Here is a 16,272-nt window from a genome sequence, read left to right as displayed (position 1 = left end):
GCGCGGACAAAAGGGAAACCTCTGAACCTGCCCCGCGGTCGAAAACCCGGCGCTCCGGCAGGAAAATACATCAAGATACATTTTAGCGTCTTGCGAAGATCGATTTAAGATATATCTTGTGGCCATCATGAGAAACAAGAGAGATGAAATGAGAAACATCAACAACCCTTACGGACATGGCGGCTTCGGCCGTGATCGCGGCATGCGCGATGGCATGGAACACGACATGGAGCGGGGCGGCGGCCGATGCGGCCATCGCGCTCATCGCGGTCATCGCCATGAAGAACACGGCATGCGCGGGCGCGGCGGCTTCGGCATGGCCCGCGGACCGTTCGGCCGCGATGGCGACGGGTTCGAAGACGGCTTCCCCGGTGGCCGAGGACGGGGTCGTGGTGGCCGCGGGGAAGGCTTCGGGGGCGGCTTCGGCGGCGGTTTTGGTGGCGGCTTCGGAGGTCGCCCCGGTGGCGGTCGCCGCAAGCGGCTGTTCGATCAGGCCGAACTCCAGGTGCTCCTGCTTGCGCTGATCGCCGAGGCGCCGCGCCACGGTTACGACTTGATCCGCGAGATCGAGACGCTGTCCGGCGGCGACTATGCGCCGAGCCCGGGTGTCGTCTATCCGGCGCTGACGTACATGGAGGAATCGGGGCTGATCGCTCCGACTGCCGAGGAAGGTTCGCGCAAGTCCTATGAAGCGACCGAGCAGGGCCGGACCCAGGCCGATGCCGATGCCGAAAAGGCCGCTGCGCTGAAGCTGCGTCTCTCGGCGCTGGCCGAAGCACGCGAGAAGGTCGATCCTGCCCCGGTCCGCCGCGCGATGCATGCGCTGAAGATCGCCATGTTCGACCGTCTCTCCAAGGACGGCGCCAATCGCGAGGTGATCCTGCAGATCGCCGATGCCCTCGACGAGGCGACCCGCAAGATCGAAAGGATCGAAGGTTGAGCACGATCGCAGCCCGCGTGCCCACGGAGAATGGCGGCAAGTACGTCCGCCAGCTCTGCAAGCACTGGAGCCACAAGCTCCAGACCGAAGTCGAAGGCGATACCGGCACGGTGACCTTCCCCACGGCCGTTGCCACCATGGCGGCCGACGGGGAGGGTATCTCCATCGCCATCACCGGCGAAAACCGCAGCGATGTCGAGGGTTTGACCGACGTGGTCGCCCGCCACATCGATCGTTTCGCCTTCCGCGAGGCGCCGCTGGCCTACGATTGGCAGTGGCGGGAAGATTGAACTCCACACCGCATCCCGGGGGCGATCCGGGGCTGCTGGTCCGGGCGCGCTTTGCCCTTCGCAAGGCGCCTCCAGGCCGATAGCGGCTGCCGATCGAGTCCGGGGCGCGGCAATTTCACAGGCCGTGCTTGCGCCTTCGCCCTTGCGAAATGCGCGCTTTTCGCCAAAGAGCGCTGCATGACTGAACAAGCCCTGATCGAAGCCGCACGCGTATCCAAGGCCTGGCCCTTCCAGGAGGCCCAGAAGCTGCTGAAGCGTTTTCCTCAGGGCAAACCCGGCGGCGCGCCCGTGCTGTTCGAGACTGGCTACGGTCCTTCGGGCCTGCCGCATATCGGCACGTTCCAGGAAGTTCTGCGCACCACCCTCGTGCGCCGTGCCTACGAAGCGCTGACGGGCGGCGCGCCCACGCGCCTTGTCGCCTTTTCGGACGACATGGACGGGCTGCGCAAGGTGCCGGACAATATCCCCAACGCCGAAGTGCTCGCCGCCAATCTCGGCAAGCCGCTCAGCCGCATTCCCGATCCTTTCGGCCATGAAGGCGAGCAGGGGCATGAGAGTTTTGCGCATCATAACAATGCGATGCTGCGCGATTTCCTCGACCGTTTCGGTTTCGACTACGAATTCGTCTCGGCCAGCGATCGCTACAATTCCGGTGCCTTCGATTCCGCGCTGACGCGGGTGCTGGAGTGCAACCAGGCCATCCTCGACGTCATGCTCCCCACCTTGCGCGAGGAGCGTCGCAAGACCTATTCGCCGGTGCTGCCGGTTTCGCCCACCAGCGGCGTCGTGCTGCAGGTGCCGGTCGAAGTGCTCGATCCCGCCACCGGCCTGATCCGTTTCACGGACGAGGACGGCACCGTGGTCGAACAGTCGGCCTTCGGCGGCAAGGCCAAGCTCCAGTGGAAGGTCGACTGGGCGATGCGCTGGTATGCGCTGGGCGTCGATTACGAAATGTGCGGCAAGGACCTGACCGACTCGGTCACCCAGTCCGGCAAGATCGTGCAGGTTCTGGGCGGCCGCAAGCCGGAAGGGCTGATCTACGAACTGTTCCTCGATGAGAATGGCGAGAAGATCTCGAAGTCCAAGGGCAACGGCCTGACCATCGAGCAGTGGCTGACGTACGGCACCGAGGAGTCCTTGGGGTTCTACCTGTTCCGCGAACCGAAGAGCGCCAAGCAGCTTCATGTCGGCGTGATCCCCAAGGCTGTGGACGAGTATTGGCAGTTCCGTGGCAATCTGGCCGGACAGGCGCTCGACAAGCAATTGGGCAATCCGGTCTGGCACCTGCTGCGCACGGCGGGCGGCAACCAGGGCGAAGCCACGGAAGGCGCGGGCGATACCGTGCCGGTGACGTTCTCGCTGCTGCTCAACCTGGTGGGCGTGCTGGGTGCCGATGCGACGGCCGACCAGGTCTGGTCCTACCTCGGTAACTATGTGGCCGACGCCACGCCCGAGGCGCACCCGGAACTCGGCGAGATGGTGCGGGCCGCGCTTGCCACCAACCGCGATTTCATTGCGCCCACCCTCCAGCGCCGCGCGCCCACCGCCAATGAGGCGGAAGCGCTCGCCGTGCTCGACGCCGAACTGGAAAAGGCCGGCCCCGAAGCCACGGCAGAAACGCTGCAGAACGTGGTCTACGAGATCGGCAAGAACGAGGCCTATCAGTTCGAAAGCCTGCGGGACTGGTTCAAGGCGCTTTACGAAACGCTTCTCGGTTCCTCGCAGGGCCCGCGCATGGGCAGCTTCATTGCGCTCTACGGCGTGCCGGAAACGCGCAAGCTGATCGCCGAGGCTCTTTCCGCGGCGGGCTGACGTCAGGGATCGAGGCGGCGATGCACAAGGATCCGCGAACGCCCGAGGAACTTGCCGAAGAGTTGCTCGGGCGCAATTTCGCGGAACTGGGAGGCGAGGAGCAGCGCGTGCTCTGCCGCATCGCCTCGGGTACGGTGATCGGGCTGGATGCCGACGAACTGGCCGCGACCCATGCCACCCGCGCGGACCGTCTGGCCGATCGGGTGGCGGCGGTGGGTGGCAGCTGGGGCTTCATCATGGCTTTTGCCGTGGTGCTGCTTGGCTGGATGCTGCTCAACAGCACGATCCTCCAGGCGCTGGGTATCAGGCCCTTCGACGGCTATCCCTATATCTTCCTGAACCTGATGCTCTCGATGCTGGCCGCGATCCAGGCGCCGGTAATCATGATGAGCCAGAACCGCCAGGCCGACAAGGATCGCATCACGGCGCGCCACGATTACGAGGTGAACCTCCGCACGCAGTTGGAGATCATCCGGTTGCACCGCCGTTTCGACCGGTTCGCCGAGTATTTCGAAGCGCGTCGCTCTGCCGAAGATGGCAAGGAATGCCAGGCGCCGAGCGGCAGTCAGTCCCAAGCCGACGGCGGCCATACCTGCGGATAGTCTTTCGAACGCCAGCCTCGCAGTCTCTCGCTGTGTCGGTCGGTACCAGTCGCGCGGGAGACAGTCGCGAAAGCGGCTGACACCTCCCTGCCAATGCCGATCGGCAACAGAGAAGTTAGCCTTGGACCTCAGCGCCAATGGCGCGCCCGGAACCACTTCGTCACGACATATTTGACCCCGCTCACCACCGGGCGCGCCGCGTGCATCGTCAGCGGGTTGGGTGTGCCGTCCGGAAGCGCATTGTTCCAGATCAGCAGCGATCCCGCGGCAGGCGCGACCTTCAGGTCGAGATGGACGAAATCCGTCGTTCCGCCTTCGTCCACTGCGTTCAGGTAGACCATCGCCGTCCAGCTGCGCTGGCCGCCGTTGCGGCTTTCGTGCCCCCAGTAGGGGGCATCGGTGTCGAACCAGTCCCAGTGATCGTGGTAGAATTCGCCCCGGTGGTAGCGCTGGCCCTGGGTGGACTCGCCGTGGCCGGGATCGATTCCGGTCAGCTTGCAGAGCCGGGCATCGAGCGAGCGGACGATCCGGTCGCGGGGGTTGATGTCGCCCGAGAAGCTGGTGCGGTAGCCGTCCCAGTCGTCCTCGTCGACGAGGCGCGAAGGGCAGGCGACGCCATCGATCAGGCCGATGACATGGCGGCAATGCGCCTCGCTGAGGAATTCGGCGGCCCTGTAGATTTCCGCACCTTCCACGGGAAAGCGAGAAAAGGCAGTGTTTCCGGCCAGGCGCTCGCGCACGGAGATGCCGATCCTGGCCAGGGCGTCGCAGTCAGGATGGGCGGAGTTCGGCATCGTCCGGCGAGAGTACCGGCGCCTTGCCGCGGATCAATCGCACTGCCTTAGGAAACTGTGGCTGACTTGCGAAAAGAGCCCCCGGATCGCGAAATCCGGGGGCTCCATCGTATTACCAGAAGAAGTCGTAGATCACGTCCACCACTTCGCCGGAGTAAGTGTCTACCAGCAGCACGTCGTCATAGTAGCGGACCCAGCGATAGGCACCGTAGACGGGCGGCAGGCGGTACTGCCAGGGATCGTCGAGCCAGTAGTTGTTGCCGTAAAACATCGAACCCAGCGTGAAGCCGATGCTCAGGCGGCGATAGGCGTAGCCGCGATAGGGCGCGTAGTAGCCGCCGATATGGTAGACCGAGCGGTTGCGGTCACGATAGCGCTGCCAGTCGTAGCGGTTATCGCGGCGCCAGTCGTTGCGGTCCCAGCGGCGGTTGTCGTTACCGGACCAGCGACGATCGTCGTCGCGGCGATCCCGGCCCCAGGCGTTTCGGTCCGGGCGATTGTCGTTGTTGTTCCAGCGGCGGTCGTTGTCGCGGCGGTCCTTGCCCCAGGCATTGCGGTCGGGCCGGTTGTCGTTGCGGTTGTCGTTGTTCCAGCCGGGACGGCCGTCGGGACGGTTCTCGCCCGGCCGAACGTCCGGACGATCCGGGCGACTTCCGCCATTCCAGCGACGGTCGTCGTTGCGGGACGACCCACGCAGGTTATCCGGCGTAGCGCCGTTGTTCCAGCGAACGTCGGAAGTCCAGCTCGGATTGCCGCGCACGACACCGCGATCGGGCCGCTGCGACTGGCCCGCCTGCTGGGGCGGACGGGCATCGTTACCGGGGCGACCACCCTGCGGCGCCTGTTGGGGCTGCTGACGCTGCTCACCGCCGCGCCAGGCCGAAGGGCGCTGGGCTGCCTGCGGACGCGGCATTTCCGGTCGAGCCTGCTGGGGTTGCTGACGGGCCTGTTGCGGCTGAGGCGCAGGGCGATAGGCGCCCCCGTTGCCGCCCTGGCGTTCTCCGCCGCTGCGGCCTTCGCTGCGGGCGCGCTCCTGCCGGGGTTCCGCCATGGCGGCGGCCGGAAGGGTGAGCGCGACGGCAGCGACTGCCATGGCGCCGAATGCGCCGGCCGAGAGAAGCCTTCTCGCCTTCAGTGTATGTTCCTTCTTCATTTTCCGGTCTCCAAAACCGGATTTGCCGCCCGGCGATGACGGTTCATCCTAATGCATACCCCTAGGGGAAATGCACTGTCGGAATGGTGAACCGGGATGTGGCTATTTGTTCATGTTCGATCGCGCTGAAATGAACAAAGCCGCCGACCGGCTTTCCCGGACGGCGGCTTTGGATCTTTCAGCCTTGCGCCATGAACCGGCGCGTCGGCTTCGAGCCTCTGCGGGTCAGCGCGTCAGCTTCTTGTAGGCCAGACGGGTCGGACGGTCGGCCGCATCGCCCAGGCGGCGGCGCTTGTCTTCTTCGTAGGCCTCGAAGTTGCCTTCGAACCATTCGACGTGGCTGTCGCCCTCGAAGGCCAGGATGTGCGTGGCCAGACGGTCGAGGAAGAAGCGGTCGTGGCTGATGACCACGGCGCAACCGGCGAAGTTCTCGATCGCTTCTTCAAGCGCACCCAGCGTTTCGACGTCAAGGTCGTTGGTCGGTTCGTCGAGCAGGAGTACGTTGCCGCCCAGCTTCAGCATCTTGGCCATGTGGACGCGGTTGCGTTCACCGCCCGAGAGCTTGCCGACGTTCTTCTGCTGGTCGGCGCCCTTGAAGTTGAACGCGCCGACATAGGCGCGGGTCGACATCTCGTGCTTGTTGACGGTCATGTAGTCATGACCCTCGGAGATTTCTTCCCAGACGTTCTTCTTCGGATCGAGGTGGTCGCGGCTCTGGTCCACGAAGCCGAGATGCACGGTCGAGCCGATCTCGATCGAACCCTCGTCCGGCGTTTCCTTGCCGGTGAGCAGCTTGAACAGCGTCGATTTGCCGGCGCCGTTCGGGCCGATCACGCCGACGATGCCACCCGGCGGCAGGATGAACGAGAGGTTCTCGAACAGCAGCTTGTCGCCGTAAGCCTTCGAGATGTCCTTGACCTCGATGACCTTGCCACCGAGGCGCTCAGGCACCTGGATGACGATCTGGGCCTTGCCGGGCTTGCGGCCGGCCTGGGCATCCTGGAGCTGTTCGAACTTGCGGATACGCGCCTTCGACTTGGTCTGGCGGGCGGCGGGGGTCTGCCGCATCCACTCCAGCTCGTCCTTGAGCGCCTTCTGGCGGCCGGATTCCTCGCGGTCCTCCTGCTCCATGCGCTTGGCCTTCTTCTCCAGGTAAGTGGAGTAGTTGCCTTCGTAGGGGAAGTACTTCCCGCGGTCGAGTTCGAGGATCCAGTCCACCACGTGGTCGAGGAAGTAGCGATCGTGGGTGATCATCAACACCGCGCCCGCGTATTCCTTGAGGTGGTTTTCCAGCCATTCGACGGATTCGGCGTCGAGGTGGTTGGTCGGTTCGTCGAGCAGCAGGATCGACGGCTTCTGGATCAGCAGGCGGGTGAGGGCCACACGGCGCTTTTCACCGCCCGAGAGCTTGTCCACCGGCCAGTCGCCCGGCGGGCAGCGCAGCGCTTCCATCGCGATTTCGAGCTGGTTGTCGAGCGTCCAGCCATCGACTGCGTCGATCTTGTCCTGCAGTTCGCTCATCTCGGCGCCGAGCGCTTCGAAATCGGCGTCTTCCTCGCCCATTTCCATGCCGATCTGGTTGAAGCGGTCAACCATGTCGGCGGTCGCGCGCGCGCCGTCCTTGACGTTCTCCAGGACGGTCTTGGTCGGGTCGAGTTCCGGTTCCTGCTCCAGATAGCCGACGGTGATGTTCTCACCGGCCCAGGCTTCACCCGTGTAGTCGGTGTCGATGCCGGCCATGATCTTGATCAGGGTCGACTTGCCCGCGCCGTTCGGACCGACGATGCCGATCTTGGCACCCTGGTAGAATTGCAGGTTGATGTCGGACAGCACCGGCTTCGGAGCGCCGGTGAAGGTCTTGGTCATGCCCTTCATGACGAAGGCGTATTGGGCAGCCATCGGTTTCCTCTGGAAATAGGATCTGGATCGGATAGATTTGCGGCCCGCTCTACAGGCGCGCGGGCCTGTTGCCAAGGGCAGCGGCCCCGGCGCCCCTGGCAGTCGCCATTGGCAGTGCCAGGCGCGTGACGCAGCGGGTTACATGTGAGAACAAGATTGTGCCGCGACGGCGAAGTTTCAAGCCGTCATAAAACGGCGGCCCGCCCTGTCGCGCCCGCATCGGGCCTCGACTGCTCCGCCGCGGCCGGAACCTCATCAGGCAATCGGGATGGACCGGTTGGCAGGAGCGGCAGGGCGCGTTACGCATCTGTCATGCAACGCAGATTCTCCCGCGCGGCGCTTCTCGCCGTCTCTCCGCTCCTCGTCGCCGCTCCGCTGCTGACGTGCCCCGCACAAGCCACCCCCACCGAGGGTTCGGGCGTCGCCTGGGAGATCGTGGAGGGCCTGACCACCGAGATCGGTCCCCGCCTCGCCGGGTCGCCGCAGGAGGGACAGGCGCGCGCCTGGGCCGAAGCCAGGCTGAACGCGCTGGGCTTCCAGAACGTCAAGGTGGAACCGTTCAAGACCCTCGCCTGGACGCGCGGCGAAGAGCACGCGAAACTCACAGCGCCTTATGCGCAGCCGCTGGCCATTGCCGCGCTGGGCATGTCGACGCCCACGCCGGCCAAGGGCCTCCAGGCCGAACTCGTCTATTTCCCGACGCTCGACGCGCTGCGCGCGGCGCCGGACGGCTCGCTGAAGGGCAAGGTGGCCTTCGTGGACCATGCGATGCGGCCGGCGCAGGACGGCTCGGGATACGGCCCCTATGGCGACGTGCGCCGCCGGGGACCGTCTATCGCATCGCAGAAAGGCGCTGCTGCCATCGTCATCCGATCGGCCGGTACGGACAACCATCGCAATCCGCACACGGGCGTCACCGTGTTTGCCAAGGGTGTGACCGGCATTCCGGCTGGCGCCGTCTCCAATCCCGATGCGGACCTGATCGCGCGCATCGCCGGGCGCGGCAAGCCGATGAAGATAGATCTGACCCTGCTCGGCAAACCGTTCCCGGATGCTCCCTCGGGCAACGTGATCGCCGACCTTCCGGGCAGCGACCCCTCGCTGCCCAAGATCGTGCTCGCCTGCCATCTCGATTCCTGGGACCTGGCGACCGGCGCCATCGATGACGCCTCGGGCTGCGGCATCGTCACGGCCGCGGCACTGGCCGCGCAGAAGGAGGGCAAGACCCTGCGCACGATCCGCGTGCTCTGGGCCGGAAACGAGGAAATGGGCGTCACCGGAGGCGGCAGCAAGGCCTATGCCGAGATGCATGGGGACGAGCCCCATGCCGTGGCGATGGAAAGCGATTTCGGGGCGGACAAGGTCTGGCAGTTCCGCCTGACGCTCGCCGAGAGCAACCAGGCGATGGCGGAACGGATCAAGGCGGCGCTCTGGCCGATGGGCATCGTCTATCACGAAGGCGCGGCCACGGGCGGCGCCGATGTCTCGGGCATCATCGCCAAGCAGGAGCTGGCCGTCGTCGATCTTGGGCAGGACGGCATGCACTATTTCGACTTGCATCACACGCCGGACGATACGCTGGACAAGGTCGATCCGGCGGCTCTTCAGCAGAACGTGGATGCCTGGACGGCCGTGCTGAAAGTGATCGCCAACGAGCCCGGCGCGATCGCGCGGGTGCCAGGTTCGAAGGGCGAAGGCTGACGGTTCGGCGAGGCGACGATCATCGTCGCCTCGCTATCGACCAGGCTGATCTCGTCCCGGCCTCGTTGCCCTCGCCAAGGCAAGGATCCCGTTTCTTTCCGACAGCTGGCGCGGCCTCCGATTTGGCGCATGCACCGCCGCTTTCCTACCTCATGCCGCCGATCTGCCTTGCGATCTCCACCAGCCGCCGTGCCTGCTCCAGATGCAGCAGTTCGGTCATCTTGCCCTCGACGCGGATAGCGCCCTTGCCCTGGTTTTCCGGCAGGGCGAACGCCTCGATCACGCCCCGCGCCCAGTCCAGGTCGGCTTCGCTCGGAGAAAACACCGTGTTGCAGGGGTCGATCTGGGCGGGGTGGATCAGGCTCTTGCCGTCGAAGCCGAACATCAGGCCCTGCCGCGCCTCGGCCTCGAACATGTCGAGGTCGCGAAACTCGTTGCAGACGCCGTCCAGGATCGACAGGCCATGGCTGCGCGCGGCGGCGACGGCCATGGCCAGGAACGGCAGGAACGGCGTGCGACACGGCGTGAGCTGCGCGCGCATTTCCTTGGCGAGATCGTTGGTGCCCATGATCCACAAGGAGAGCCGGGTGCTCCGGGCCATGGCGGCCATTGCGGGAAGGTTGCCGACGCTCTCGCAGGTCTCGATCATCGTCCAGAGCTGCATCTGCGGCGCCGCGCCGGACAGGGCGGCGTGATAGCGTGCAATGTGCTCGGGCGAATCCACCTTGGGCACGAGTACGGCGTCGGCCTGCGAAGCGGCGATAGCGGCCAGGTCCGCGGCGCCCCACTCGGTGTCGATGCCGTTCGCGCGAATGGCGACCTCGCGCTGTCCGAAACCGCCTTCCGCGACGGCGGCAATGGCGGCGGCGCGAGCGGCCTCCTTCGCTTCCGGCGCGACGGCGTCCTCAAGGTCCAGCACGACCATGTCGCAGGGCAGGGTGCGCGCCTTGGCGATGGCCTTGGCGTTCGAGGCGGGCAGATAGAGGGCGCTGCGCCGGGGACGCTCCGCGCCGTGGCGTGTGCCAGTATCAGAGGAAGAGACGGTCATCGGGCAGGGCTCCTCGCAGTTGGCGGAGGCATTGCGGAGCCGGGCAGGGAGGTCAAGGCTCACGGTGCTTGACGTCGGTCGAGACCCCCGCAGCGATGGAGGCGCCCGGGAAAAAATTCACCTTGAATGTTGCTACAGGGCTGACGGGTAGTGCAAACGTTTGAAAGTTCGTGTAGCAGCGCGCCGTCGTATTCGATCGTTCCTCCTCCTCCACGATCGAAGAACGCGCGGGCCGGAACTTTTCGGCTCACGCTGCGATAGCCCTTTACGGGTCGCACAGCCGTCCCGCGACCGCTTCACGAAGAAGCGGCGCGGGACGGTTTTTTAATGGGGGCCCGTTGCGGAAAGCCCCGGCCTCACAAAGTCAGCGGCGCTTCCAGCACTTGCTCCAGAATGCGCTCGCTTTCCTGCCAGAGTTTTTCCGCTTCGAAATCGTCCAGCGCCTGAGGGGCCGGCGTTTCCTCGGCAAGATCGTGGAAGTAGTGGCCGCCCTTGCCGCCCAGATCGGGATCGGTTGCCAGCCAGACGATCGTGCGGGCCGGCTGTTCCGGCGCGGCGCATTCGTTAGCGGCCATGTAGGCCTGCATGGCCTCGTCCCCGTGGCTGGCGAAGTTGGAGCCGACCCGGCCCGGATGCATGGCAAGGGCGACGATTCCCTTGTCGATCAGCCGGCTGTGCAGCGCCCGCGCATGAAGCAGGTTGGCGAGCTTGGCCTGGCAATAGGCCGTGCCGGGCTCGAAGGCGGCCTTCATCATGAGGTCGTACCAGCGCATGCCGGCGCAGGCCCGGTGGCCGCTGGAGGAGACGGCGATTATCCGCACTTGTCCCGGCGGGGCATCGCCGGCGGCGCGCTCGAGCAAGGGTTGAAGTTCCCGCGTGAGCAGGAACGGTGCCAGGTGGTTGGCCGCAAAGGTCGCCTCCAGTCCTTCCGAAGTCGCGTGATATCCGTCGCGGACACCGCCCGCATTGTTGACGAGCACGTCGACCCGGTCAGTGAGCGCGCGGATTTCTCCGGCCACGCGGCGGACCTCATGCATTTCCGAAAAGTCGCCGCGCAGCATGTCGACGCGGGCGCTTTCTGAGCCTGCCGCCCGAATTTCGGCCTCCGCGTCCTCACTGCGCTTGCGGTCGCGGCCCGTGCCGATGACGTGCCAGCCCATGCGGGCGAAAGCCGCGGCGCTGGCCCGGCCGATCCCGGAACTCGCCCCGGTGACGACGACGCATCGCCGGCGGACCTCGGGCTGATCGTCTTTCTGCGGCATCGTTCTGTTCTCCCTGATGAAATCCGGTTCGGCGCGGCGCTCTCAGCGTGGGAGAGCGCCCTTGAGGAACAGCCTCACGGCGAAGCGAACCCTTCGGTCCACATCCTGCGCCGGAAGCTCGTTCCCCGAAATCAGGAAACGTACGGGGGCGCTGACCACCATGCTCATGAACACCGTGGACGAAAGCATCGCGTCCTCGATGGCCAGGCGTCCGGCGCGGGTCTCTTCGTCCAGGATATCCGCTAGAAACCGCACGGTGGGGAGGGCGGCGATCTCGTAATAGGTCTGGAAGATGTCCGGAAAGCGGTAGGCCTCGGTATTGATGAGGCGCTGGAGTTTCACGCCCTCCGGCGACCCTGCGAGCTGGATGCGCAGCATGGCTATCCCCACGAGCGTCTCTTCCAGGGTATCTGCGCGGGTCGCCGCGATGGTTTCGGCACTGGCGGCGCGGCGTTCGGTCCCCCGCTGGATGGCGGCGCGGAACAGGGAGGCCTTGTCCGGATAGCGGGCATAGACGGTGCGTTTCGTCATGCTGACTTCGGCGGCCAGTGCCTCGATCGTCGTCGGCTCGAACCCTTTGTCGAGAAAATGGTCGAAGGCGCAGTCGAGCAGCTGCGCATGACGCGCCTGGGCCTGTTCGCGGGTGGGCCGACCGGCGCGGACGGGCGAGGGCGGGGCGTCGGTGGCAGCGATGCGCTTGGGTTGGATCGTCTCGGGCATCTGGCCATTCGAGCCGATCGCGCTTGCGCTGCCAAGAGGATCGTGAATAATGATACGCATGAGTTGTCATTAATCGAGTCGCGCGGATCTGTCCACTGGAGGCGGAGCGCACGGCGATCCGGGAGAGAACGAATGGGTGAAGCCGTCGACAGGCTCATGGCGCTGGTCGTCGATCCGCAGCGTTTCAGTTTCAGTGCCGAGGAACTGCGCGCAACGCAGGTTGCCGCGCTGGATGAGCGCTTTCAGGAGCGGAAGGATCGCATCAAGCTCTTGGCTCTGCGTGCCCGCGATGCCGGGATCGAGAAGATTGGGTCCGTGGCGGACATGGTGCCGCTGCTGTTCCCGCACACCGCCTACAAGTCGTACCTCGAGAGCTTCCTGATGGAGGAGCGCTGGGACCGGTTGACCAAGTGGCTCGGCACGATCTCGCCTTATCCGATCGAGGGGCTGGACCTCGAAGATGTCGAGGGCATCGACGACTGGATCGAGCGGCTGGCGGCGCTTGGCTATTTCATCTCCTGCTCCAGCGGCACCACTGGCAAGTCGGCCATGCTGATTGCCTCGCAGAAGGACATGGACTGGTCGAAGATCGATACGGTCAACGTCTTCGCCTGGGGCTCGGGCGTGGTTCCGGCGCAGGACCGCGTGATCGTCGGCTGTGCGCCGGTGGCGACCGTGCCCAAGAATGCGACGATCGCCCAGGCGCAGTATGAGGCATTCGCCGATCCCGCGGCGCCCCGCTGGCACTATCCGGTGCCGCCGATCACCGTGGGCTCGCTGACCGCGATGGTGGTGATGCGCAAGAAGATCGCCGATGGCACCGCCCGTCCGGATGAGATTGCCGCTTTCGAGGAAACCTCCGCCGCGCGCGCCAAGGCGGTGGCCGATGCCATCCCGGCGACGGCGCAGTTCATCATCGAGAACCGCCATCGCAAGCTCCAGCTTTCGGGCTTGTGGAGCGGGCTGTGGCAGGTCGCCAAGGCAGTTCGCGACGCGGGCTATGGCCGCCCAGACTTCGATCCGGACAACTCGATCTACGTCGGTGGCGGGCTGAAGCGCGCACAACTTCCCGATGATTATCAGGAATATGTGTTCGATACCTTCAACATTCCTGAGGATCGCCACTTCCAGAATTACTCGATGCAGGAACTGAACTCCGGCATGCCCAAGTGCCGCGAGGGCGGCCGCTATCACGTGCCGCCGTGGATCGTTCCGGTGCTGCTCGACAAGTCGGGCGACAATGCGTTGGACCACACTTCAGGTGAAATGGAAGGTCGCGCCGCGTTCTTCGACCTTTCCCTCGATGGTCGCTGGGGCGGAGTGATCACGGGTGACCGGATCTCGCTCGAATACGGCCCCTGCAAGTGCGGCAACCACGGTCCTTCGATCCGCGACAACATCGTTCGCTACGCGGATCTGGAAGGGGACGACAAGATCGGCTGCGCGGGCACGGTCGACGCTTATGTGCGAGGTGTAGCATGAACTCCGTAACGCAACATGCTGAAAATGAAGAACTCGTTTCGGCGCCGTTCTTCTTGCGGGGAGAGGTGCTGCACGGCACCGACGTGATCCAGACCTCGCGCGACCTTGGCGTGACGTTCGCGACGCCCAGGATACCCTTTGATCGCGCCGTGCCGCCGCGCACCGAAGTGCCGCCACTGCTGAACGTGCCGCTGGCCGAAATCATCGACTTCCTTGTCGAGACCGGCCAGCGCCTCATCGCGCCTGACAACGACCACATGCAGGAATGCATCGAGCGAATGTGTCGCACGCATATCCTGCCGCGTGCCGTGGTCGAGAACACCGCGCGCCATGCCGCAGCCTATCTCGACAAGCGCGTGCTGATGGCGGAGGTGGAGCAGAACTTCCCCGATCCGCGCGCGCTGGATGAGTGGGTGCCGAAGCAGGACTTCACCGGCCGCCGAAGTTTCGTGCGCGCCTTCGCGCCCCGCCTGATTCATGTGCTGCCGGGCAACTCGCCGGGCGTGGCGGTGAAGTCGGTGGCGCAGGGCTCGATGGTGAAGGGCGTGAACCTGTTCAAGATGAGCAGTGCCGATCCCTTCACCATGGTCGCGATCTTGCGGACCATGGCGGATATCGATGCGAACCATCCCATCGTCCGTTCCATGTCGGCGGTCTACTGGCGCGGCGGCGACGATGCGACCGAGCGTGTGCTCTATCGCCCGCAGTACTTCGACAAGATTGTCGCCTGGGGCGGGGGTGATGCAATAAACAACGTTATCAAGTACTTGGGTCCTGGTTTTCAACTCGTTTCCTTCGATCCCAAGACCTCGATCTCGATGGTCGGGCGCGAGGGGCTGGTGGATGAGGCGACGGTGGACCGCGTGGCGGACCTCTGTTCCACTGACGTCATGACGCTGAACCAGGAAGCCTGCGTCGCCAGCCGCTTCCAGTTCGTGGAGGGCAGCGAGGAGGAAGTGGACCGCTTCTGCGAGCGCCTCCACCACCACATCGCCCGTCGTGCGGCGGAGAGTGGCGACGTTCGCCCGCTCGATCGTGATATGCGCGAGGCGGTGGATACGATGACCTTGATGGACGACGAATACGGCGTCTGGGGGCGGACCGACGGCAAGGGTCTTGTCATCCGCTCTGAAGAGCCGGTCGACTTCCATCCGATCAACAAGACCGCCAACGTCGTGCGGGTGGACAGCCTTGATGAAGCGGTGAAGTGGATCAATGTCGCCACGCAGACGGTGGGTTTCTATCCCTTCGACCGCATGGCCGATTACCGCGACCGGCTGGCGGCGGGCGGTGCGCAGCGCGTGGTCCATCTGGGCGAGGCGGGGCCTTCGACGATCGGCAACCCGCACGACGCGATGTATCCGCTCCACCGCTTCGTTCACTGGATGGCGCACGAGGATGGCAAGCCGGATTGAGGCTCTCATATCGCCGGCGCGGATAGCGGGGTGGGCGGCTTGCCTGCCCCGCGCCTTGCGCTAGTCAGAATGGCAAATCGCCGTGATGGGGCAGGGGCCTCGGGCACGCGAAATCCTGGAGGACTGGAAGTACCATGGCCGTTGAAATCCTGCTCCCGAAGATCGGTTTCTCGATGCAAGAAGGCCAGGTTGCCGAATGGCTGGTCGGCGATGGCGCCGCCGTGACCGAAGGCGAGCCGCTGTTCTCGCTGGAAGCTGACAAGTCCACCAATGAGGTGGAGGCGCCCGCCTCGGGCACCCTGCGGATCGTCGCAGCGGTGGGTGAGACCTATGAGGTTGGCACGGTGCTCGGCTACATCGAATAAGCGGCAGGAACGGAGGCGCGATCGGGGCCGGGAAGGGACTGGACAGGTCCCTTTCCGAAGTTCAGATTGCCCGCCATGCGCAAGATCCTGCCCGCCGCCATCGCGGCTCTCGCCCTCGCTGTTTCCGCCGGTGCCGCTCAGGCCGCATTGCCCGTCGGAGCCAAGGCTCCCGCGTTCTCGACGCAGGGCGCGAAGGGCGGCAAGGTCATGGCCTTCGACCTCAAGGCGGCGCTGAAGAAGGGGCCGGTCGTGCTCTACTTCTATCCGAAGGCCTTCACACAGGGTTGCACGCTGGAAGCCCATGCGTTCGCCGATGCGACCCCCGATTTCGCCAAGTTGGGCGCCACCGTGGTAGGCATGTCGGCCGATGACCTGCCGACGCTGCAGAAGTTCTCGACCGAAGCCTGCCGGGACAAGTTCGCCGTCGCCGTCGCCACGCCGGCGATCACCAAGGCCTACGATGTCGCGATGAAGCGCGAAGGCGTGCCGGCCGGCATGACCGACCGCACCAGCTATGTGATCGCGCAGGACGGGCGCATCGTCATGGTCCATTCCGAACTCGACTACCGCGACCATGTGAAGCTCACCCTTGAGGCCGTGAAGAAGCTCAAGGGCTGAGGGCCGCGCTGATTGCAGCGGGCTGAGGCGGCCTGGAACCTCCACCGGGTGAACAACCGCACTCCAGCCTTGAACAGCACCCCCATAGGCGGGTAAGAGCGCCGTTTCCGCGCGCCACTTTGCTCGCGCGCTTTACATATGCCGTCGCTGCGCTATGCGCGCGCTGTCGCT

The 16,272-nt window shown here is 65.1% G+C and carries 16 protein-coding genes; 9 read left to right on the top strand and 7 right to left on the bottom strand.

Annotated elements, in window-relative coordinates; genetic code table 11:
- Positions 1 to 82: 82 nt before the first annotated feature.
- Complete coding sequence (locus tag AC1VV3_RS03130) at positions 83 to 280, bottom strand: hypothetical protein (protein WP_431567437.1); 198 nt, start codon at positions 278 to 280, stop codon at positions 83 to 85.
- Between the two features lie 12 nt (positions 281 to 292).
- Here AC1VV3_RS03130 and AC1VV3_RS03125 point away from each other — a divergent pair, with 12 nt between their 5' ends.
- The 4 genes from AC1VV3_RS03125 to AC1VV3_RS03110 all read left to right on the top strand — a co-directional run bounded on the left by AC1VV3_RS03125 (position 293) and on the right by AC1VV3_RS03110 (position 3,644).
- Positions 293 to 940 carry a PadR family transcriptional regulator gene (locus AC1VV3_RS03125; RefSeq protein WP_431567438.1) on the top strand — a complete coding sequence of 216 codons (648 nt, stop codon included), beginning with the start codon at positions 293 to 295 and terminating at the stop codon, positions 938 to 940.
- Positions 937 to 1,230 (top strand): DUF2218 domain-containing protein, encoded by a 294-nt coding sequence (locus tag AC1VV3_RS03120; RefSeq protein WP_134092975.1) that lies wholly within the window; start codon positions 937 to 939, stop codon positions 1,228 to 1,230. The genes AC1VV3_RS03125 and AC1VV3_RS03120 overlap by 4 nt, the downstream gene beginning before the upstream one ends.
- Before the next feature lie 177 nt (positions 1,231 to 1,407).
- A complete protein-coding gene (locus tag AC1VV3_RS03115) occupies positions 1,408 to 3,042 on the top strand; it encodes a lysine--tRNA ligase (protein ID WP_431567439.1) in 1,635 nt (544 codons plus the stop codon).
- 20 nt (positions 3,043 to 3,062) lie between these two features.
- Positions 3,063 to 3,644 (top strand): DUF1003 domain-containing protein, encoded by a 582-nt coding sequence (locus AC1VV3_RS03110; RefSeq protein WP_134092974.1) that lies wholly within the window; start codon positions 3,063 to 3,065, stop codon positions 3,642 to 3,644.
- Between the two features lie 128 nt (positions 3,645 to 3,772).
- Here the strand turns inward: AC1VV3_RS03110 and AC1VV3_RS03105 are convergent, their stop codons facing one another.
- The 3 genes from AC1VV3_RS03105 to ettA all read right to left on the bottom strand — a co-directional run bounded on the left by AC1VV3_RS03105 (position 3,773) and on the right by ettA (position 7,490).
- A complete protein-coding gene (locus tag AC1VV3_RS03105) occupies positions 3,773 to 4,438 on the bottom strand; it encodes a 2OG-Fe(II) oxygenase (RefSeq protein ID WP_134092973.1) in 666 nt (221 codons plus the stop codon).
- Positions 4,439 to 4,550: 112 nt separating this feature from the next.
- On the bottom strand, positions 4,551 to 5,591 hold the full coding sequence (locus tag AC1VV3_RS03100) for an RcnB family protein (protein WP_431567440.1): 1,041 nt from the start codon (positions 5,589 to 5,591) through the stop codon (positions 4,551 to 4,553).
- A 225-nt stretch (positions 5,592 to 5,816) separates the two neighbouring features.
- Positions 5,817 to 7,490, bottom strand: coding sequence for an energy-dependent translational throttle protein EttA (ettA, locus tag AC1VV3_RS03095; RefSeq protein WP_132262972.1), 1,674 nt, complete (start codon positions 7,488 to 7,490; stop codon positions 5,817 to 5,819).
- Positions 7,491 to 7,802: 312 nt separating this feature from the next.
- Between ettA and AC1VV3_RS03090 the strand changes: the two genes are divergently transcribed.
- Positions 7,803 to 9,191 (top strand): M28 family peptidase, encoded by a 1,389-nt coding sequence (locus AC1VV3_RS03090; RefSeq protein WP_431567441.1) that lies wholly within the window; start codon positions 7,803 to 7,805, stop codon positions 9,189 to 9,191.
- 145 nt (positions 9,192 to 9,336) lie between these two features.
- Here AC1VV3_RS03090 and AC1VV3_RS03085 read toward each other — a convergent pair whose 3' ends face one another.
- The 3 genes from AC1VV3_RS03085 to AC1VV3_RS03075 all read right to left on the bottom strand — a co-directional run bounded on the left by AC1VV3_RS03085 (position 9,337) and on the right by AC1VV3_RS03075 (position 12,281).
- Positions 9,337 to 10,239, bottom strand: coding sequence for an HpcH/HpaI aldolase/citrate lyase family protein (locus AC1VV3_RS03085; RefSeq protein ID WP_431567442.1), 903 nt, complete (start codon positions 10,237 to 10,239; stop codon positions 9,337 to 9,339).
- 356 nt (positions 10,240 to 10,595) lie between these two features.
- Complete coding sequence (locus AC1VV3_RS03080; RefSeq protein WP_431567443.1) at positions 10,596 to 11,501, bottom strand: SDR family NAD(P)-dependent oxidoreductase; 906 nt, start codon at positions 11,499 to 11,501, stop codon at positions 10,596 to 10,598.
- Positions 11,502 to 11,543: 42 nt separating this feature from the next.
- Positions 11,544 to 12,281, bottom strand: a complete 738-nt coding sequence (locus tag AC1VV3_RS03075; protein ID WP_243654066.1) for a TetR/AcrR family transcriptional regulator — start codon at positions 12,279 to 12,281, stop codon at positions 11,544 to 11,546.
- 72 nt (positions 12,282 to 12,353) lie between these two features.
- Here AC1VV3_RS03075 and AC1VV3_RS03070 point away from each other — a divergent pair, with 72 nt between their 5' ends.
- From AC1VV3_RS03070 to AC1VV3_RS03055, 4 genes are all read left to right on the top strand, one after another.
- Entirely contained in the window at positions 12,354 to 13,703 is a 1,350-nt protein-coding gene (locus AC1VV3_RS03070) for a hypothetical protein (RefSeq protein ID WP_431567444.1), read from the top strand.
- The gene (locus AC1VV3_RS03065; RefSeq protein WP_431567445.1) at positions 13,700 to 15,118 is read left to right on the top strand and encodes an acyl-CoA reductase; all 1,419 of its coding nucleotides are present in this window, start codon (positions 13,700 to 13,702) and stop codon (positions 15,116 to 15,118) included. Before AC1VV3_RS03070 ends, AC1VV3_RS03065 begins: the two co-directional genes overlap by 4 nt.
- Before the next feature lie 134 nt (positions 15,119 to 15,252).
- Positions 15,253 to 15,483: a biotin/lipoyl-containing protein gene (locus tag AC1VV3_RS03060; protein ID WP_132262960.1), complete on the top strand. Its 231-nt coding sequence runs from the start codon at positions 15,253 to 15,255 to the stop codon at positions 15,481 to 15,483.
- A gap of 75 nt (positions 15,484 to 15,558) precedes the next feature.
- A complete protein-coding gene (locus AC1VV3_RS03055) occupies positions 15,559 to 16,101 on the top strand; it encodes a peroxiredoxin (RefSeq protein WP_132262958.1) in 543 nt (180 codons plus the stop codon).
- The last annotated feature ends 171 nt before the right edge of the window (positions 16,102 to 16,272 follow it).

The sequence above is a fragment of the Novosphingobium sp. BL-S-34 genome (genome assembly GCF_056857015.1).
This window is presented reverse-complemented; position numbering and strand designations above follow the sequence as displayed.